Raw genomic sequence first — 15,239 nt, forward strand, 5'->3', positions numbered from 1 at the left:
GAAGCGGCGGGGGCAGATGGCGGTGGCCACAGCGGCAAGGGCGAGTAGGACAGCTTCATGAGGACGAACAGCGTCTTGGAGTGGCCACAGATTCAGACCGCCCTGCTGTTCCGGCCGAGGCCGGGGCAGCAGGGCGGTCTCACCCTCCACGGGAACATCACCGGCCACCGCCGGTGGCGGCGATGGCAACGCGCCGCCGTACGCGGCCTGTCCCCGGGATGCCGCGTGGACTCCGGACAACCTCACGTATCCGGGCCGCAGCGATGCAGCAGACTGGCAACGGCACCTACCTGCACGCTGGACGTGACCTCACTCCCAGTCACATCCACGCCTGCCTGAGGCCTCAGGGGAGGAGGCCGGCAACCAGGGTGGCGAACTCGTCCGGGGTGGCGAGGCGGATGCCGAGTTGCTCGGCCTTGGCGCGCTTGGAACCAGCTCCGTCGCCCGCGACGACGAGGGTGGTCTTCTTGGAGACGCTGGAGGAGGAGCGTCCTCCGGCTCGTTCGATGAGTTCGTTCATTTCGTTGCGGGAGAGTTGTTCCAGGGGGCCTGTCATCGCGCCGGTGACCACCACGGTCATTCCCGCGAGGGGGCCTGGCTCTGTTGGGGCGGCGGCCGAGCCGTCGGGGACGGTGGTGCCGGCTGGGGGAGGGGTGGCGCCGGGCTCGGTCATGTTGACTCCGGCGTTGGCGAGCTTGTCTATGAGCGGTCCCAGTTCCGCAAGCTCTGTGACGATCGAGGGGGCTTTCTCAGTTCCGATGCCGTCGACCTGCTGCATCGCTTCAGGGGTGGCGGTGCGGATGTTGTCCATGGTGGCGAAGTGGCGTGCGATGCGCCGGGACATGGACCGGCCTGTGCCACTGACGCCGAGCGCGCACAGCACCCGTGCCAGCGGCTGCTGCTTGGCCTTTGCGATCGCGGTGAGGAGGTTGTCGGTGCTGGTTTCGCCCATCCTCTCGAGGTCGAGCAGCTGTTCGCGCTTCAGGGTGAACAGGTCGGCGAGATCGGTCACCAGACCCGCGTCGACGAGCTGGACGATGCGGGTGGTGCCCAGTCCCTCGATGTCGAGCTGGTCGCGGCCGGCGGCGTAGGCGAGGGAGGCAACCAGGTGGCAGTTGCGGCCCTGTACGCACCGCCAGCGTTCCTTGCTCTTGTCGATGTCGGACCCGCAGCGTGGACACTGCTCAGGGAACGCGATGGGCTTTTCGCCGCCTGTGCGCAGGTGGGTGACTGGGGCCTCGATGCGGGGGATGACGTCTCCGGCGCGGTGGACCATGACGTGGTCGCCCAGGAGCAGGCCGCGGCGGGTGATGTCGGCGGGGTTGTGCAGGGTGGCGTAGGTGATGGTGGAACCGTCGATCACGACCGGTTCGAGGACCGCGCGCGGCGCGACGATACCGGTGCGGCCGACGTTCCACTCCACCTCCAGCAGGCGGGTGATCTTCTCCACGGCCGGCAGCTTGTAGGCGATCGCCCACCGTGGTGCGCGCGAGCCGGATCCGGCTGCCTGCTGATCGGCGGCGAGGTCGGCCTTGATGACGATGCCGTCGATGCCGAATGGCAGCTCGGCACGCGCAGTGGCGATCTCCTGGATGTGGACCAGGACCTGCTCGGGGGACTCGGCCACGACGTCGGGGACCGCGGTCCGGGCGCTGGTGTGCACGCCGAACTCGGCGGCCAGATGCATCAGGTCGCTGTGTGCGGAGGCATTCAGTCGCTCGGCAAGGGCTGGGTCTGTGTCGGGCAGCGGCAGCAGGCCATAGCCGAAGAACGTCATCGGGACCGTGTAGGCGCGGTCTTTGGCTCGCAGCGTGCCGGCGGCCGCGTTGCGGGGATTGGCGAACGGCTGTCCGCCTTGTGTCGTGCGCACCTCGTTGGCGTGCTCGAACTGGGCATTAGTCATGAGAACTTCGCCGCGCACCTCCACGGTCACCGGCTCGGCCAATGTCTCAGGCAGCCCCTCTATGGTGCCGATCGCGTGCGAGACGTCTTCTCCGGCCGTTCCGTCCCCGCGGGTGATCAGCTGGGTGAGGCGACCGCCGCGGTAACGCGCGGCGATCGCCAGCCCGTCCAGCTTCGGTCCCACGCTGAACCGAGTGACATCACGCCCGATGCGGCGGGCCAAAGACGCCGTCCAAGCGGTGAATTCCTCCGCAGAGAACACGTTGTCGAGGCTGAGCATCGGGACCGTGTGCGGCACATCGCCCTCGACGGCGCCGCCGGCGACCTTCCCTGTGGGGGACTCGGGCAGCACCAGATCCGGATGCTCGGCCTCCCATGCGGCGATCCCCCGGACCAGCCGGTCGTAGGCGTCGTCGTCCAGCGGCGAGGTCCCGCCTGCGTAGTAGGCGGCCGACGCACCCACCGCATCCTCGACGGCCTGTGCGTAGGCGGCGGCGTCCACGATCACTGCTGCAGAAGTTGTCATGTCCGGCATCTTGCCGCCCACCACTGACAATGGGCCCGGCTGCGCCGGGTCACCCGCCTGAGGTCTTGTTCGAGTTGGGCGTGATCTCGCACGCTACGAGGCCGCAGCTCCCGCGTCGAGGCGGACCTCGGGTCCGTTGAAGCCGAAGTTTCACGTTGACGGACAGCAGGCTCCGGTCGCCCGCACGCCCAAGGACACCGTGTACAGCAGCTCGAGCGAATATCGCGTGTGCATTGGCGCCCCGGGCTCGACCGACTTGCCCGCTGTGTAACCAACTTCGGCGTCAGGTCGGCCGACCGCCTACCGCTCGGAAGGGTCGGCACGCATGGGTGGGCGCTGCGTGACGGCGAGTGGACCGTCATTCAGGACGGACTGGGCGAGTTGACCGGCGAGTCGGTCGGTGTCGGTACCAAGCTGCGCCGCGACTCCAGACTGGGAAACCGCTTCGCGGTGCCGGCGAGCGAGTTCGCCTTCACCACCCGCCTCGACTTCCGGTCACCGGAATCCGCCGGGTTCGAACTGACACGTCTCCGTGGAGTCCGTGCACGATGCACCGCCACAATCCACGATGACCGTGTCAACAGGCTGCTCATCCTGGCCTGCGTCGTGAACTTCGCCGAGCACCACACCCAGGAAAAGGCCTCTTGGAACCACTACGAAATGACTTCAAAACCGCGTTGGGGCTTGGACGGTGGGTAGCGGCCGCATGCGAGGATGCAGCTGTGCTGGATGAGATCGACGCGGTGGACTGGGCTTCCATACCGGGCCATCCCGACTGGTATGAACCTGATCGTGCCGCCCGTGGTCTGCGTGCCCTGGCCGAGGCAGCGAACCTGGTACAGGCGGCGAAGGCCGGCTCGCGGCTCGGCGGCGGTGGAATTGTTCATGGCCACAGTGCCGCTGTGTTCCCAGCGGCTGTGGTTGCGGCCCCGCTTCTTCTGGACATCGCCCAGCAGGGTCACCCGGCGGCAAAGGACGCCGCGTTGGGGCTGCTTGATGAGGCTCTGTCGTGCTATCCGCATGCCGGGTACACGCGGGTGGTGGCTCCTGACGGCACTGCGGTTCCCATCTGCTGTGCCATCGCCCACCATCTGCGAGCCCGCGCCGATTTCCTTGTCGGGCTGGGCCAGAAGGGCAAGTCATTGCTGGCCGACGCGGCCGCGCACTGGCGCTTCGAGATCCGTGAGTGCGTCGCCGACAGCAGTGACACGGCAGCCTTCGGCACCTTGGTCGGCTGTCTCCCCGACGGCGTGCATGCTGCGGAAATGCATCGCGAGGGTGTCATCACCGTGCTGAGTGAACTCACCCTCGAATACCCGCCCGCGGAGGGCTCTCTCGAAGCATGCCTGCGGGTGATCGCCCGGCATCCGGGCGAACTGCCCCCAGGCGCCCTGCTGTTTCCGGCGGAGTGCGGGGATCGCGTGCATTGACTGGCTCCAGTGCATTAAGAGGATGTTAAGTCCGTTTCTCATAGTGGACTGGTCCGGGTTGGGCGAGGAGGCCTCGGCGCCCGAGACGGCTGCGGGTGACGTTCATGTCTGGGCCATCGGTGGGCAGGCCGAGTAGTCGTGTCGTTCGCAGACCCTGAATGCCTGGTCGGGGTGCTGGTTGAAGGCATGCACGATCTGCTGGTAGGCGGTGCCTTGGTCATGGGGGCCGGACCGGGATCGGATATCCGGTGTTCTGGCCGCCCCGTGAGGACACAAGATGATGCGCGTGACTTTGGCCACCCCCGTACTGCACACCGCTCGCCTGCGACTGCGCCCCTTCACCGACGCCGACGCGGACCCCCTCTTCGCGCTGCACAGCAGTGCCTACGTGCTGCGCTATTGGGATTCCCCGCCGTGGACCGAACGGGCTCGCGCCGAGCGGTTCATCACGATGTGCCGGAAGATGGCGGACGAAGGCACCGGGGCGCGGGTGGCCATCGACCGTGCCTCTGACGGGGCCTTCGTCGGCTGGTGCGGTCTGACCGGATGGAACCCGGACTACCGCAGCGCGTCGTTGGGCTACTGCCTCGGCGATGCGATGTGGGGCCACGGCTTCGCGACGGAGGCCGCGCACGCTTTGCTGCGATGGGCGTTCGACACATTGGACCTGAATCGCGTGCAGGCCGAGACCGATACGCGCAACGTGGCATCTGCCCGGGTCCTCGAGAAGATCGGATTCGTGCGTGAAGGGACGTTGCGGGAGGACTGCGTCGTGAACGGCGAGGTTTCCGACTCTTGGGTGTTCGGGTTGATCAAGCGAGAGTGGCGGCCGTCGGTTGTGCCGATTCCAGCCCGCGAAGAGCGGCGTTAAGTCTGTTTCTGGTAGAGGCCGCGCCCGGGTTGAGTGAGGAAGCCTTGACGGGTGAGGCGTCCGAGACGGCTACGGGTGACGTTCATGGCCGGGGCATGGGTGGGCATGCCGAGGAGTTCGTGTAGATCACTGCGGTCGTGGCGCGGCAAGACGCCTCCAGCAGGTCAGGGCCCAACCGAGGGTGAGGAAGCTTCATGGTTGTCGTCGCGGAACTCCGAGCGGGTCCGCAGGCGGCGGAACCAGTGGAGGTGGGCGAAGGCGCGCTCGACGACCCAGCGTTGGGTGCCCAGCCCGGAGCCATGCTCGATGCCGCGTCGTGCGATCACGGGCTTCACACCGAGGTCCCAGACAAGGCGGCGGTACCTGTCGTGGTCGTAGCCGCTGTCGGCGAGAACGAAGTCCGGGCGGCGCCGGGGGCGCCCGCGCTTACCGTGTACCGAGGGCACCGCTTCGAGCGCTGCCCTACCTGCTCCGATCGACAGGGCTTCGTCACGCCTTGGATCTCCCCTCTAGCGCCCGGAAGTGCGAGCCGTCGACCGCCGCCCGGGAGAAGTCCAGAGCGTTCGCGCTGCGGAGCCTCGCGAGGAGGGGCTCGTGGAGCCGGGGCCACTCGCCAGCCCGGAACAGGCTCGGAGACCCAGCCGTACTGCGCCCCACGGGGGTCGGCGTCCAGGCGGATGATGTCGTTGTCAGCGAGCAGGCTTGTTCTGCACCGCAGGAGGGCCGACGGTCTGGTCTGTGCATCGAGGATCGATCCGGCGTTGGCCCTCGGGGCATGATGCGTCCTGGGAATCCTCGTGAGATTGAACGGAGTTCTGGACACGGTCATGGTCGGAACCTGGGACACTCTCGGGGGAGACTCATGGCCGTCATCACCGGCATCCTGCACGCCATCGACGCCATCGACGCCGTCCGCCGCGACGACGGCACCATCGTCCCGTCCCGCGGAGCCTGGGCGCCGCAGCAACACGTCGACCAAGCCCGTAAGGACGGAACTCGGATCACCATGAAGGGCCTGGCCTGGCTGCTGCGGCCGGTATCTCCACCGACTTCATCTACCCACACCCGACGTACGCCACCAGGTGGAGGCTCTGCCTCGCGCGCGAAGGTGCGGGGCGGGAGTGGCGACCAGCAGTGTCCCGGACGCCGATGCAGCCTCCGGCACGCTGGTCCGACGACTGAGCCAGGAACTGGCTGACGCCGAATGCTGCTCTGAGGGCGCTTCGTTGTTCTTTCGATGAGCACCACCCGAACCCCCGGCCGAAGCTCTGCTGTAACTGTTATGGTTACAGCGAGGGGGTGAAGGACGTGAGCGCGAACAGCAGGATGACGGTTGCCGTCCATGTGCTGACCTGGATGGCCCTGGTGCACGGCCGCGGGCGCGATGTGGTCACCTCGGACCAGATCGCCACGAGCGTGGCCACCAACCCCGTCGTGATCCGGCGCAGCCTCGCCGATCTACGGAAGGCGGGCCTGGTGACGGTCCGTCACGGCGCGGGGGCTGGCTGGACGTTGGGTCGCGACCCGGAGTCCATTGCGCTTCTCGACGTCTACGGCGCGGTGCACGACGAGCCCCTGTTCGCGCTGCATCGCGGCGAACCGAACCAGGCATGCCCCGTCGGCCGCGGCATCCAGCCCGCGCTGCGCCGCGTCTACGTCGACGCGGAGGAGGCCGTCCGGCGGGAACTCGCGGGGGTCTCGATCGCGGACGTCCTGCGGGACACGCTGGCCACCCGCTCCGGCTGAACCGCCGAGCGGTGCCGGGCGGGGCTCGCCCTTGCGTGAAGTTGTAACAGAACCTGTTTCATTGACTTGGATCATCAAGGGTCGCCGGACGGCCCGTGATCCGACATACGGAGGTGGAACGCCATGCGGGCGATCGAGTACCGGCGCCACGGCGGCTACGACGAACTGCGGCTCGTGGACCGTCCCGCCGAACCGGCCACGGGCGGCCGGGCGTCGATCCGGCTCTCCTACGCCGAAGTGAGTCCGGCCGACAACACCATCAGGGCAGGCCGGATGGACCCCTCCCTGCACCAGACGCCGCCCCATATACCCGGCGGCGGCGCGGTGGGGCGGATCACCGACCCCGGCGCGACCGGCCTGCCCAAGGGCGCGCGCGTCGTGGTCGGCGGCGGCGGGCTCGGCTGGCGCACCGACGGCACCTGGCGCGAGCAACTGACCGCGGACGCCAACCAGTTGATACCAATCCCCGCTGGGGTGAGCGACGAGGCCGCCTGCGCGCTGTTCGCCGGTGCCGGATACAGCACCGCCTACCTCGTCCTGACCCGACTTGCCGGGCTGAAGGCCGGCGGTACCGTCCTGGCGCCAGGCATCGGTGGCTCCGTCGGCATGGGCACCGTGGAGGTGGCCCGCGAACTCGGCGCATCCCTGGCCGTCTCCACCGCAAGCCGCACCGACAAAGCCGAAGCCGCCCGTGCCGCCGGCCACGAGCACGTCATCGACCTGTCCCGCGAATCCCTGACCGACGGCGTCGCGCGCATCACCGACGGCAGGGGCGTGGACGTCGTGGTCGACGGCGTCGCCGGTCCGCTCCTCGGTCCCTGTATCGCCTCTCTCGCTCACGGCGGCGTCTACGTCGGCGTCGGATACGCAGGCGGCGTCGAAGGCACGGTGAACATCACCGATCTGATGTGGAAGAACGCCACCGCCTACGGCTACACGTTCACGATGACCCCGCCGGACGTGGCACGCGCCGCCCGCGTGACCCTGCTGGAATGGCTGCGCGCGGGCCGCATCACCCCCGCCATCGCCCGCGTGTTCCCACTGGAACAGGCGGCCGAAGCGCAGCGTCATCTGATCGAGGACCGGCCCTTCGGCCGCGTCCTGCTCACCATGGCCCGCTGAACCGGGCCGAAACAGCAAGGGGGAGCTACGACATGCAGCCTCGCAAGGCCTCCACAGCAGATATACCGGAACTGATCCGGCTGCGCGCCGTCGCGCTGGAGAGCCTGAGCACCGATCCCGGACCGGCCGACGCACCGTGGCGGCAGATCGCCCGCGACTGGTTCGACGAGCGCATCAACCGCCGCGACGACTGCGTCTGCCTCGTCGTCGGCGGCGACCCCGGCGAGCCTCTCCTCGCCTGCGGCATGGCCTGGGTCACCTACCATCTGCCCGGTTCGCGCTGGCCGGACGGGCGCCGCGGCTACCTCGACGGCATCGTGACCGACGCCCCGGCCCGCGGCCGCGGCCACGCACGCCGCATCGTCGACGAACTGGTCGGCTGGCTCCACGAGGCGGACCTCCACTACATCCAACTGCACGCCAGCAAGGCCGGGAAGCCGGTCTACGAAGCCGCAGGCTTCGTCACCGGCCACTACCCGGGCATGGACCTGATCACGGCACCGCCGGCCAGCTGACCCCTGATGGGCCGCGCAAGGCGCACGCGGAAGCCAGTCGGTCTTCGAGCCTGCCCTCGGTGTGCCTGGCGGCGTCTTGCCGCTGACGCTGTCACCAGTGCAATTAGCTCCGTTCACCATCGCGACGCCAGACCTGCGCGGCCCAGCACCTCGCGCGCCGACGACAGCGGCAGTACGGAGGTGGGCAGCCTCATGCGGCCGCAGCCGCACGAGGCTGCCCGGGTGCTTCAGCTGAGTTGTGCCTCAGCGGAAAACGGCGATGTTGCGGGCGACCCAGTCGTTGAAGGGGCGCGGGGCGCGGCCGAGGACTCGTTCCACGTCCGGACTGATCCGCAGTTCGGCCGGGTTCGGGGCGGAGATGATGTCCAGGGTGTCGTCGGCGAGTTCCACCGGCACGAACTTGGTCATCGTGGCCTTGGCCTCGTCGCGGGTGAGTTCGTGGAACCGTACAGGCGAGCCGAGCGCGGCGGCGATCGCCTCCGCCTGCTGACGCGGCGTGATCACCTCCGGCCCGGTCAGCTCGTACACCCCGCCGGTGTGCCGGTCGTCCAGCAGGCAGGCCGCCGCGACCTCGGCGATGTCCGCAGGGTCGATGACCGGCACCCCTACGTCGCCGAAGGGTGCGGCGACCGTCCCTTGCGTGCGGACGGACTCCGCCCAGGCCAAGGCGTTGGAGGCGAAACCGCCGGGTCGCAGGACGGTCCAGTCCAGGCCGGACTCCCGCAACGCGTCCTCCACCGCCCGCATCGCGACCCGCGACGGGCCGAGCGGCCTGGTCGCCACGCCCTGCGAAGACAGCAGGACGATCCGGCGGACCCCACTGGCTGCGGCCAGGCCGATGATGTCGGCCGGCCTGGCTTCGGGGGCGTGCAGGTCGCCGGACAGCAGGAGGAACAGCGCCTTCGCCCCGTCCAACGCGGGTGTGAGGCTTGTCAGCTCGGCCAGGTCGGCCGCCACATGCCGGACTCCGTCCGGCATCGCCACCGCGTGCCGCGACACCGCCGTCACCTGCTCGCCCGCGTCGGCCAGGGCCTGCGTCAAAGGCCGGCCCACATTCCCGGTAGCCCCGGTCACCACGATCATGTTCAGCTCCTAGTTCGTTGTGCACTGCGGCAATTGACGCTAGGAGGCGGGCTTACTTTTCGTAAGAACATACCCAGAGGTAAGCTCCGGACATGAGGGAAGGCACGCAGCTGACGCAGGCCGAGGCGGGCCATCGATATGAGGTGTTTCACACCGACTGCCCCGCGCGTGACGTGGTCGATCACGTGACCAGCAGGTGGGGTATCTGGGTGCTGATCTCCTTGCGGAACAACGATCTTCGGTTCTACGAGTTGCGCGACAGCATCCAGGGCATCAGCGAGAAGATGCTCGCTCAGACCCTGCGCGCGCTGGTCCAGGACGGCTTGGTCTGGCGGGAGGTAGAGCCTACGTCGCCGCCCCAGGTCACCTACGGGCTGTCCGACTTCGGTCAGGACGTCAGCGAGCCGCTGACGGACTTGTTCAACCGGATCACACAGCGGCTACCGTCGCGTGGCCCGGATAGTGCGGTAGTGGTGGGCCTCGAAGGCGAATCCAGCGTGGTCTAGTGACCTACGTTGGCGCGTGGCAGTAACCGGCGAGGCTGTCGAGGACCTGCTTGAGCTTCTCGCAGGTCAGCTCCACGAACCACCGCTCGACCAAGTTCAGCCAGGACGAGCCGGTCGGGGTGAAATGCAGGTGGAACCTCGGGTGGGCTGGCAGCCACTTGCGGATCGGCTCGGTCTTGTGGGTGCCGTAGTTGTCCACGATCAGGTGCACATCCAGGCCGACCGGGATCTCCCGGCGTCGACCTTGTCCACGAAGAACGGGTCGGTGGACGGCTTGAACGACTCGGCGCGGTGGGGCTTGAGACCGAAGAAAGCCCGGGCCCATGTCACAGGCATGGAACGGCCCTGAAGGAGCCCACTTCGCTCGCAATCAGGACCGTGCACGAGGGCTTCAACAAGGCGCGCAACGACGCCACTGGAATCACCGGAGACGACCGGCCCCCTCGGCCTCGGTCGTGGCACCCGGCAGATGCCCTGGCCAAAGGGACGGTATCCGACGCTCGGCGCGGGGCCCCATCGACCTGGTCGGAGGGCTCACCCTTTGGGTTGACGGAGTGCCCAGTCTCGGTCGCTTGGCGTCGGCTCGGTTCGCCAACGAGCTCGTAGGACGCCGTCGTTGTCGGGCATGACAGCGGTGCACAGAGGCACACGTTCACCGGCATATACAGGCAGGAGTGCGGCAGCGCGGGCACTGGATATCCGGGCGGTCAGTTCCGGGAACTCCTCCTCGTCGGCGATGGCGCTGTGGATGAGGCCGTCGTCGTACTGCCACAGAGCTTCGACGAGGCCATCGGCGGGGAAGGCTCTCAGGACGGCGTCGATGTCGGTGGACAGGGGTGGCCAGACAGCGAGACGGGCCCGGGGAGCCAGTCCAACGCGAACCAGGCCGATGGCGTCGCTGGTGAGGTGGTGCCATCGTGAGACGCCTTCGAGATACATCTCTTCCAGGATTCCTGCGCGGCCGGTGGCGACTGCCCTGTGCAGATCTGCCCAGAAGTCATCATCTCCGGGCCGCTGGATGTCTTGCTCTTCCTCCTCGGAACTGAATGCGTACGGGGAGGCGTCCAGGCGTTCTGGGAACAGCCCGAGTTCGCGGGTGCGGGCCAGCGCTTCCTCGCAAGGCCGGCTACTGCTGACGTAGAGGTACTGGTCCCACCCCACGTGGACCGCGAACGTGTCCTCCGCCTCCAGTCGGCACCAGGCACCGCTGTCGCGCAGCATGACCCGCACCAGCTCCAGCGCGATATCGAGCAGCACCTGTGCCCCGTCGTGGAAACCGGCCTGGCCGGCTCGGAAGAGCCCGTCCAGTCCGAAACCGTCTGCCGGAGGCTCGACACCGAAGAACGCGAGGGAGGGAACCTGCGGTTCGCGTACGACCAGGTGATCGATGCCGGTGTCCGCGGCGAATGCCGCGACCGCCTGAAGATAGGCCGCCTCGATCTCGCCGTGGTCGCTGACAGTGTCCTCAGGACCGGTGTAGTGGCCATGTTCGTCGCGGTCAGCGGGGTCGTACTTGGTGACGCGGTACACGTAGGTCAGCACGGCCCCATACTTCCGCACACGCTCGACACCACACCGAGTCCCTCAGCGGTGGAGTGGGGTGTCGTCATGCCCTTCAGCGTGGGGCCTGGTGAGCCGAGGTCAGATCCGGGAATCCGGCGCTACGCCGCGCCTCAGCGTCGGACCGGGCGGACCGGGAGCGCTTCGACGCTGTTGCCGATGAAGCTGCGCTGGCGGGGCAGTTCGGCCTCGGGGACAGCGAGGTCGAGGTCCGGGAAGCGGGCGAAGAGCCGTTCCAGGGCGATCGTGGCCTCGAGGCGGGCGAGCGGGGCACCCACGCAATAGTGCACACCCTGGCCGAAGGAGAGGTGCCGGGCCGCGCCGGGCCGGGTGACGTCGAAGCGGTCGGCGTCCGGGCCGTGGACGGCCTCGTCGCGCCCGGCGGCGGTGTAGCCGGCGAGGACCGGGGTGCCCTGCGGGATCACGGTGCCGCCGAGGGCCAGGTCGCGGGTGGGGTAACGGAAGGGGAACCAGCTGACTGGTCCGTCCCAGCGCAGCGTCTCGTCCACCACGTCCGACCAGGTGGCCTTGCCATCCAGGACCAGCGCCAGCTGGTCGCGGTGGGTGCACAGTGCCCGTACGGCATTGCTGATCAGGTTGAGGGTGGTCTCGTGGCCGGCGGCCAGCATCAGGCGCATCGTGCCGATGAGTTCGGCCTCGCTGAGCCGGTCGCCGCCGTCCTCGCGGGCGGCTATCAGGGCGCTGGTCAGGTCGTCGCCGGGGGCGGCCCGGCGGTCGGCCGCGATCGTGCCGAGCAGCTCGACGAGCTCGCGTACGGCGGCCATCACCTCTGCCGGGGTGGTGTCGGTGGCGATGATCACCGTGTAGGTGAGGTCGTGGAGCCTGCCGTGGTGCTCGGGGTCCACGCCGAGCAGCTCGCAGATGACGCTCAGCGGGAGCGGGAGCGCGAAGTGGGTGCGGAGGTCCGCGATGCCGTCCGGGTCCTCGGCGGCGGCTCGGCCCAGATCGTCGAGGAGGCCGGCAGTCAGCTCCTCGATGCGCGGCCGCAGCCGCTCCACCTGGCGGGCGGTGAAGGCGCTGCCTACGAGGGAGCGCAGCCGGCGGTGGTCGGCGCCGTCGGCGGTGTGCATGCCCTGGGCGTTGGCGAAGACCCGTAGCGGCCAGTCCGCGGGGATCGTGCCGTCGTTCAGGGCCGGGCAGTGGTGGGCGTCCTTGGCCACGTCGGGGTGGGAGAGGAACTCCTTGAGCGCGTCGTGCCCCAGGACGACCGCTGCGGGCACCCCGCCGGGCAGAACGATGTCCGCAACGGGCCCCAGGGCCCGCAGGTCGGCATTCAGGGCGTGCGGGCAGCCGCCGGCGGGGTCGACGACGTGGACGGGCGCGGGAGCGGGGGTGGGGTTGGGGGAGGACAAGCTGGGACTCCTGACCGTATGGACGAATACCGGGCCAACAGTGCGGTGTCGAGGGCCGGTTGTACAAGTCCGTCCCGCCGACGCCGCGGCCGGGGGCCCGCTCTCGGGGCGTCCACGATGAGCACGGCCTCCTTTGCGAACCGCTTGCGAGGCCGGAGCGCGAGCTTGGGGCCGAGATAGTTGATGATCCGGTCGGCCGCAGACTTGGAGATGCCCAACAGCGGGGCGAGCTGGCGCATCGTCAAGTTCGTGCGCCAGTAGGCCGCGACGAGCAGCACCCGGTCCTGCAGCGGCAGGAGCCATGGACGCCCGCGCCGTGTCTCGTTCGCGCTCTCGCGACGCACCACTGTCACCAACTTGCCGAAAAAGCGCGGGCTCAGCCCGGTGAACGGGGCTATCCAGGACGGCTCGGACGCCGTGATCACACCAGCCACAGCGTGATCGTCCCAAAGATCGACCACATGGCACGATGACCACCATGTCAGGTCAGGTCTGGGTGTCACTCATATCGTTGGGCGGCGTTGTCCTCGGCGGCATGCTGTCCTACCTCGTCCAGCACAGGACTCAACTGTCAGCGGAACGCGCCGAACAGCAACGGCAGCAGAACACCCTGTCGGAGGCTCGGCGCGCGGAACGACTGGCGCTGCTGGAGCGGTTCATCGAGGTGGCGGCCGAGGCCGAACGCTCCGCGTTCAGCCGGCCTTCCGAGTTCGACGACACCCACCCCTGGTACCTCAAGACCCAGGATGCCATGAACAGGCTATGGGTTGCCGAGCGGCTCATCCGCATCCAGTTCCCTCTGGCGGTGCATGACGCGGCACGTGCGTACTTCCTCGACCTCAACCGGACGGTATGGCAAGGCCTACCCGACGGCGAGAGCGTACGGGACTACCTGGAGGACAACCGGCTGGCGTTCCTCGACACGGCCCGAGCAGTCATGGGGTAGCCCACCGCCGAGCCCTGAAGATCTTTACGGGACAGTCCTTCGTGCGCAGAGCAACGCACAGCTTCCAAGCCTTCAGCGCTGATGCTTCCTGAACGCCCGGTATTCCTGCCAGAGGATCTCCAGAGTCGTTGAAGTGGCTGGGCTCGCCCCGTTCTTGAGGACAGAGCCGCCGACGGCCTTCACTGCCTGAAGGCGCAATGTCTGGACGGCGATCAGGGCGCGCAGGAACGGGCGATACTGCGGCTCCACGAGTGAGGGCAGCTCCCGTGCCTGCGAGAACACGTGATCAGCAAGAGCCGCTTGGGCGTTCACCACCCTCTCCATCGCAGGTACGCACGCCTCGGGGTGTTCGCGAAGATCTTCAACGTCCAGACCATGACGCATTAGCTCGTCCCGGGGAACGCCGATGTGCCCTTCCTGCAGGTCCTCGGGCAAGTCGGCCAGGAAGTCGGTGCGCTGCATCGCCTCGATGAGTTGGCGGCACCCCCTCTCGAACGCCTCGTACTGTTCAGCCCCTGGGAGCGGGCCGATGAGGCAGGCCGTGAGCATCAGGGCCGGCATCGAGTAGCAGTCCACGTATGTCTGCAACTCGGCCTCGCTCTCGAAACCGCGCCAGGCGGCCTCGACGGGAGTTCCGTCCAAGAAGTCGCGCACGCGCTCGGCCATCTGCGGATGGCGCCGCACTGTGTCTTCCAAGGCCCGGAGCGTGTCCTGCTCGGTTATCGCGCCGTCCAGGACTGCCTTCACCTCACCGTTCCAGGAGCGAAGGGCCTCGTGGCGAGCACTGAGGTCTCCGAGGTCGATTCGGCGGTCCGTTTCGTGCATGAAGGCGACTGCGGCCAGGACGTATGGGCGGAGTTCGGCGGGAAGCAGTAGGCGAGTCGCAAGGTACTCCTCGCGGCGGTACCTCCGTACGAGCTTGCGCTGGACGTCGTAGGCCCGCCGCATGCGCTGATCGCTGACGCCGGCCTGGGTCAGGGCGGCGGACCATCGGGACACAGAACGATCTCCTCGCGTCATGGCTAGTTCCTGGCTCATGCGGCGGCGGTCAGTGGTCAGGCGCAGGGGTCGTGCGCATCAGGCGCGGGGAGGTCCGCGTTGCCTCGCTGACCGGGGCTGATTCCTTGAGGCCCAGGATGTTCTGGATCTCGGGCCGGCGGTGAGCCCAGGCAGGTTGCCTTCTCTGGGCGGTGCCCTGCCAGTGCCAGCGGGTACGACAGGGAGGCGTTCTTGCACTTCGCCGTTTCGTACTTGTCCTACGGCCTTTGATGGTGTGTCCAGCCGCACACCCCGGTGGTGTGGTGGATGCAGTGGTGGGCCGTGTTGGTGGACAGGAGTGTCGCCGAAGCGGTCGCTGCGCTGAAGAAGACGTCGGCCAGGGCGACAGCGAGGGCCGGGACAGCAAGACGTGCGCGCATGGGAATCCCCCCTCTGATGTGGAGCAAGTGCAGCGGGAGTTTATAGCTGTTTGAGCCAAGAGCGATGCCAGATCGATTGGTGCCTGGGGCGAGGCCTGTGTGTGAGCCAAGGTGCACGCCGTGATGGTCACGCGACCGCGGATTTGTCGGCCGGGGACCGGAGTTTGGGTATCAGGTCGGGGTGGTCCCGGCGGGGGCGAGCCGGACGGCGATGGCTGGCGACAGTCTGGCCGTCGAGCCG

The 15,239-nt window shown here is 68.2% G+C and carries 15 protein-coding genes and 3 pseudogenes; 8 read left to right on the top strand and 10 right to left on the bottom strand.

From position 1 onward, the window contains the following. Nucleotides 1–343 precede the first annotated feature (343 nt). Nucleotides 344–2,428 (bottom strand): NAD-dependent DNA ligase LigA, encoded by a 2,085-nt coding sequence (gene ligA, locus ACFYZZ_RS10005; protein ID WP_389173383.1) that lies wholly within the window; start codon nucleotides 2,426–2,428, stop codon nucleotides 344–346. Between the two features lie 381 nt (nucleotides 2,429–2,809). On the opposite strand from ligA, the gene ACFYZZ_RS10010 reads away from it, so the two are divergent. The 3 genes from ACFYZZ_RS10010 (at nucleotide 2,810) to ACFYZZ_RS10020 (ending at nucleotide 4,729) form a co-directional block, all read left to right on the top strand. Further along, on the top strand, nucleotides 2,810–3,127 hold the full coding sequence (locus tag ACFYZZ_RS10010; protein ID WP_389173385.1) for a hypothetical protein: 318 nt from the start codon (nucleotides 2,810–2,812) through the stop codon (nucleotides 3,125–3,127). 23 nt (nucleotides 3,128–3,150) lie between these two features. Next, entirely contained in the window at nucleotides 3,151–3,858 is a 708-nt protein-coding gene (locus tag ACFYZZ_RS10015) for a hypothetical protein (protein ID WP_389173387.1), read from the top strand. A gap of 277 nt (nucleotides 3,859–4,135) precedes the next feature. Beyond that, on the top strand, nucleotides 4,136–4,729 hold the full coding sequence (locus ACFYZZ_RS10020; RefSeq protein ID WP_389173389.1) for a GNAT family N-acetyltransferase: 594 nt from the start codon (nucleotides 4,136–4,138) through the stop codon (nucleotides 4,727–4,729). A gap of 126 nt (nucleotides 4,730–4,855) precedes the next feature. On the opposite strand, the pseudogene ACFYZZ_RS10025 reads toward ACFYZZ_RS10020, so the two are convergent. Further along, nucleotides 4,856–5,506 (bottom strand): annotated as a pseudogene (locus ACFYZZ_RS10025) (transposase). A gap of 531 nt (nucleotides 5,507–6,037) precedes the next feature. On the opposite strand from ACFYZZ_RS10025, the gene ACFYZZ_RS10030 reads away from it, so the two are divergent. The 3 genes from ACFYZZ_RS10030 to ACFYZZ_RS10040 all read left to right on the top strand — a co-directional run bounded on the left by ACFYZZ_RS10030 (nucleotide 6,038) and on the right by ACFYZZ_RS10040 (nucleotide 8,112). After that, the gene (locus ACFYZZ_RS10030; protein WP_389173391.1) at nucleotides 6,038–6,475 is read left to right on the top strand and encodes an Rrf2 family transcriptional regulator; all 438 of its coding nucleotides are present in this window, start codon (nucleotides 6,038–6,040) and stop codon (nucleotides 6,473–6,475) included. Between the two features lie 123 nt (nucleotides 6,476–6,598). Next, nucleotides 6,599–7,597 carry a zinc-binding alcohol dehydrogenase family protein gene (locus ACFYZZ_RS10035; RefSeq protein WP_389173393.1) on the top strand — a complete coding sequence of 333 codons (999 nt, stop codon included), beginning with the start codon at nucleotides 6,599–6,601 and terminating at the stop codon, nucleotides 7,595–7,597. A gap of 32 nt (nucleotides 7,598–7,629) precedes the next feature. Next, the gene (locus ACFYZZ_RS10040; RefSeq protein WP_389173395.1) at nucleotides 7,630–8,112 is read left to right on the top strand and encodes a GNAT family N-acetyltransferase; all 483 of its coding nucleotides are present in this window, start codon (nucleotides 7,630–7,632) and stop codon (nucleotides 8,110–8,112) included. A 243-nt stretch (nucleotides 8,113–8,355) separates the two neighbouring features. Here the strand turns inward: ACFYZZ_RS10040 and ACFYZZ_RS10045 are convergent, their stop codons facing one another. Next, nucleotides 8,356–9,195, bottom strand: coding sequence for an SDR family oxidoreductase (locus tag ACFYZZ_RS10045; RefSeq protein ID WP_389173397.1), 840 nt, complete (start codon nucleotides 9,193–9,195; stop codon nucleotides 8,356–8,358). Between the two features lie 92 nt (nucleotides 9,196–9,287). On the opposite strand from ACFYZZ_RS10045, the gene ACFYZZ_RS10050 reads away from it, so the two are divergent. Continuing rightward, nucleotides 9,288–9,701 (top strand): winged helix-turn-helix transcriptional regulator, encoded by a 414-nt coding sequence (locus ACFYZZ_RS10050; RefSeq protein WP_389173399.1) that lies wholly within the window; start codon nucleotides 9,288–9,290, stop codon nucleotides 9,699–9,701. Between the two features lie 46 nt (nucleotides 9,702–9,747). Here ACFYZZ_RS10050 and ACFYZZ_RS10055 read toward each other — a convergent pair. The 5 genes and pseudogenes from ACFYZZ_RS10055 to ACFYZZ_RS10075 form a co-directional block, all read right to left on the bottom strand. Beyond that, nucleotides 9,748–9,933: pseudogene (locus ACFYZZ_RS10055) on the bottom strand (transposase); the annotation flags it as partial. Then, nucleotides 9,903–10,037 carry a hypothetical protein gene (locus ACFYZZ_RS10060; protein WP_389173737.1) on the bottom strand — a complete coding sequence of 45 codons (135 nt, stop codon included), beginning with the start codon at nucleotides 10,035–10,037 and terminating at the stop codon, nucleotides 9,903–9,905. The gene ACFYZZ_RS10060 and the pseudogene ACFYZZ_RS10055, both read right to left, overlap by 31 nt. Nucleotides 10,038–10,235: 198 nt before the next feature. Next, the gene (locus ACFYZZ_RS10065) at nucleotides 10,236–11,243 is read right to left on the bottom strand and encodes an RNA-binding protein (RefSeq protein WP_389173401.1); all 1,008 of its coding nucleotides are present in this window, start codon (nucleotides 11,241–11,243) and stop codon (nucleotides 10,236–10,238) included. A gap of 131 nt (nucleotides 11,244–11,374) precedes the next feature. Continuing rightward, on the bottom strand, nucleotides 11,375–12,634 hold the full coding sequence (locus ACFYZZ_RS10070; protein ID WP_389173403.1) for a cytochrome P450: 1,260 nt from the start codon (nucleotides 12,632–12,634) through the stop codon (nucleotides 11,375–11,377). 110 nt (nucleotides 12,635–12,744) lie between these two features. Further along, a pseudogene (locus ACFYZZ_RS10075) lies at nucleotides 12,745–13,068 on the bottom strand (transposase family protein); the annotation flags it as partial. Nucleotides 13,069–13,103: 35 nt separating this feature from the next. On the opposite strand from ACFYZZ_RS10075, the gene ACFYZZ_RS10080 reads away from it, so the two are divergent. Continuing rightward, nucleotides 13,104–13,580 carry a hypothetical protein gene (locus tag ACFYZZ_RS10080; protein WP_389173405.1) on the top strand — a complete coding sequence of 159 codons (477 nt, stop codon included), beginning with the start codon at nucleotides 13,104–13,106 and terminating at the stop codon, nucleotides 13,578–13,580. A gap of 72 nt (nucleotides 13,581–13,652) precedes the next feature. Here the strand turns inward: ACFYZZ_RS10080 and ACFYZZ_RS10085 are convergent, their stop codons facing one another. Then, entirely contained in the window at nucleotides 13,653–14,528 is an 876-nt protein-coding gene (locus ACFYZZ_RS10085) for a phytoene/squalene synthase family protein (RefSeq protein WP_389173407.1), read from the bottom strand. A gap of 308 nt (nucleotides 14,529–14,836) precedes the next feature. Further along, the gene (locus tag ACFYZZ_RS10090) at nucleotides 14,837–14,998 is read right to left on the bottom strand and encodes a hypothetical protein (RefSeq protein WP_389173409.1); all 162 of its coding nucleotides are present in this window, start codon (nucleotides 14,996–14,998) and stop codon (nucleotides 14,837–14,839) included. Nucleotides 14,999–15,239 lie beyond the last annotated feature (241 nt).

Source organism: Streptomyces sp. NPDC001816, from assembly GCF_042892235.1.
Classification (GTDB): Bacteria; Actinomycetota; Actinomycetes; order Streptomycetales; family Streptomycetaceae; genus Streptomyces.

Excerpts from the sequence above, each read along its gene's own strand:
- ligA (WP_389173383.1), bottom strand. The coding sequence starts at position 2,428 with ATGACAACTTCTGCAGCAGTGATCGTGGACGCCGCCGCCTACGCACAG.
- ACFYZZ_RS10020 (WP_389173389.1), top strand. The coding sequence starts at position 4,136 with ATGATGCGCGTGACTTTGGCCACCCCCGTACTGCACACCGCTCGCCTG.
- ACFYZZ_RS10035 (WP_389173393.1), top strand. The coding sequence starts at position 6,599 with ATGCGGGCGATCGAGTACCGGCGCCACGGCGGCTACGACGAACTGCGG.
- ACFYZZ_RS10040 (WP_389173395.1), top strand. The coding sequence starts at position 7,630 with ATGCAGCCTCGCAAGGCCTCCACAGCAGATATACCGGAACTGATCCGG.
- ACFYZZ_RS10045 (WP_389173397.1), bottom strand. The coding sequence starts at position 9,195 with ATGATCGTGGTGACCGGGGCTACCGGGAATGTGGGCCGGCCTTTGACG.
- ACFYZZ_RS10050 (WP_389173399.1), top strand. The coding sequence starts at position 9,288 with ATGAGGGAAGGCACGCAGCTGACGCAGGCCGAGGCGGGCCATCGATAT.
- ACFYZZ_RS10060 (WP_389173737.1), bottom strand. The coding sequence starts at position 10,037 with ATGCCTGTGACATGGGCCCGGGCTTTCTTCGGTCTCAAGCCCCACCGC.
- ACFYZZ_RS10080 (WP_389173405.1), top strand. The coding sequence starts at position 13,104 with ATGACCACCATGTCAGGTCAGGTCTGGGTGTCACTCATATCGTTGGGC.
- ACFYZZ_RS10085 (WP_389173407.1), bottom strand. The coding sequence starts at position 14,528 with ATGCGGCGGGCCTACGACGTCCAGCGCAAGCTCGTACGGAGGTACCGC.
- ACFYZZ_RS10090 (WP_389173409.1), bottom strand. The coding sequence starts at position 14,998 with ATGCGCGCACGTCTTGCTGTCCCGGCCCTCGCTGTCGCCCTGGCCGAC.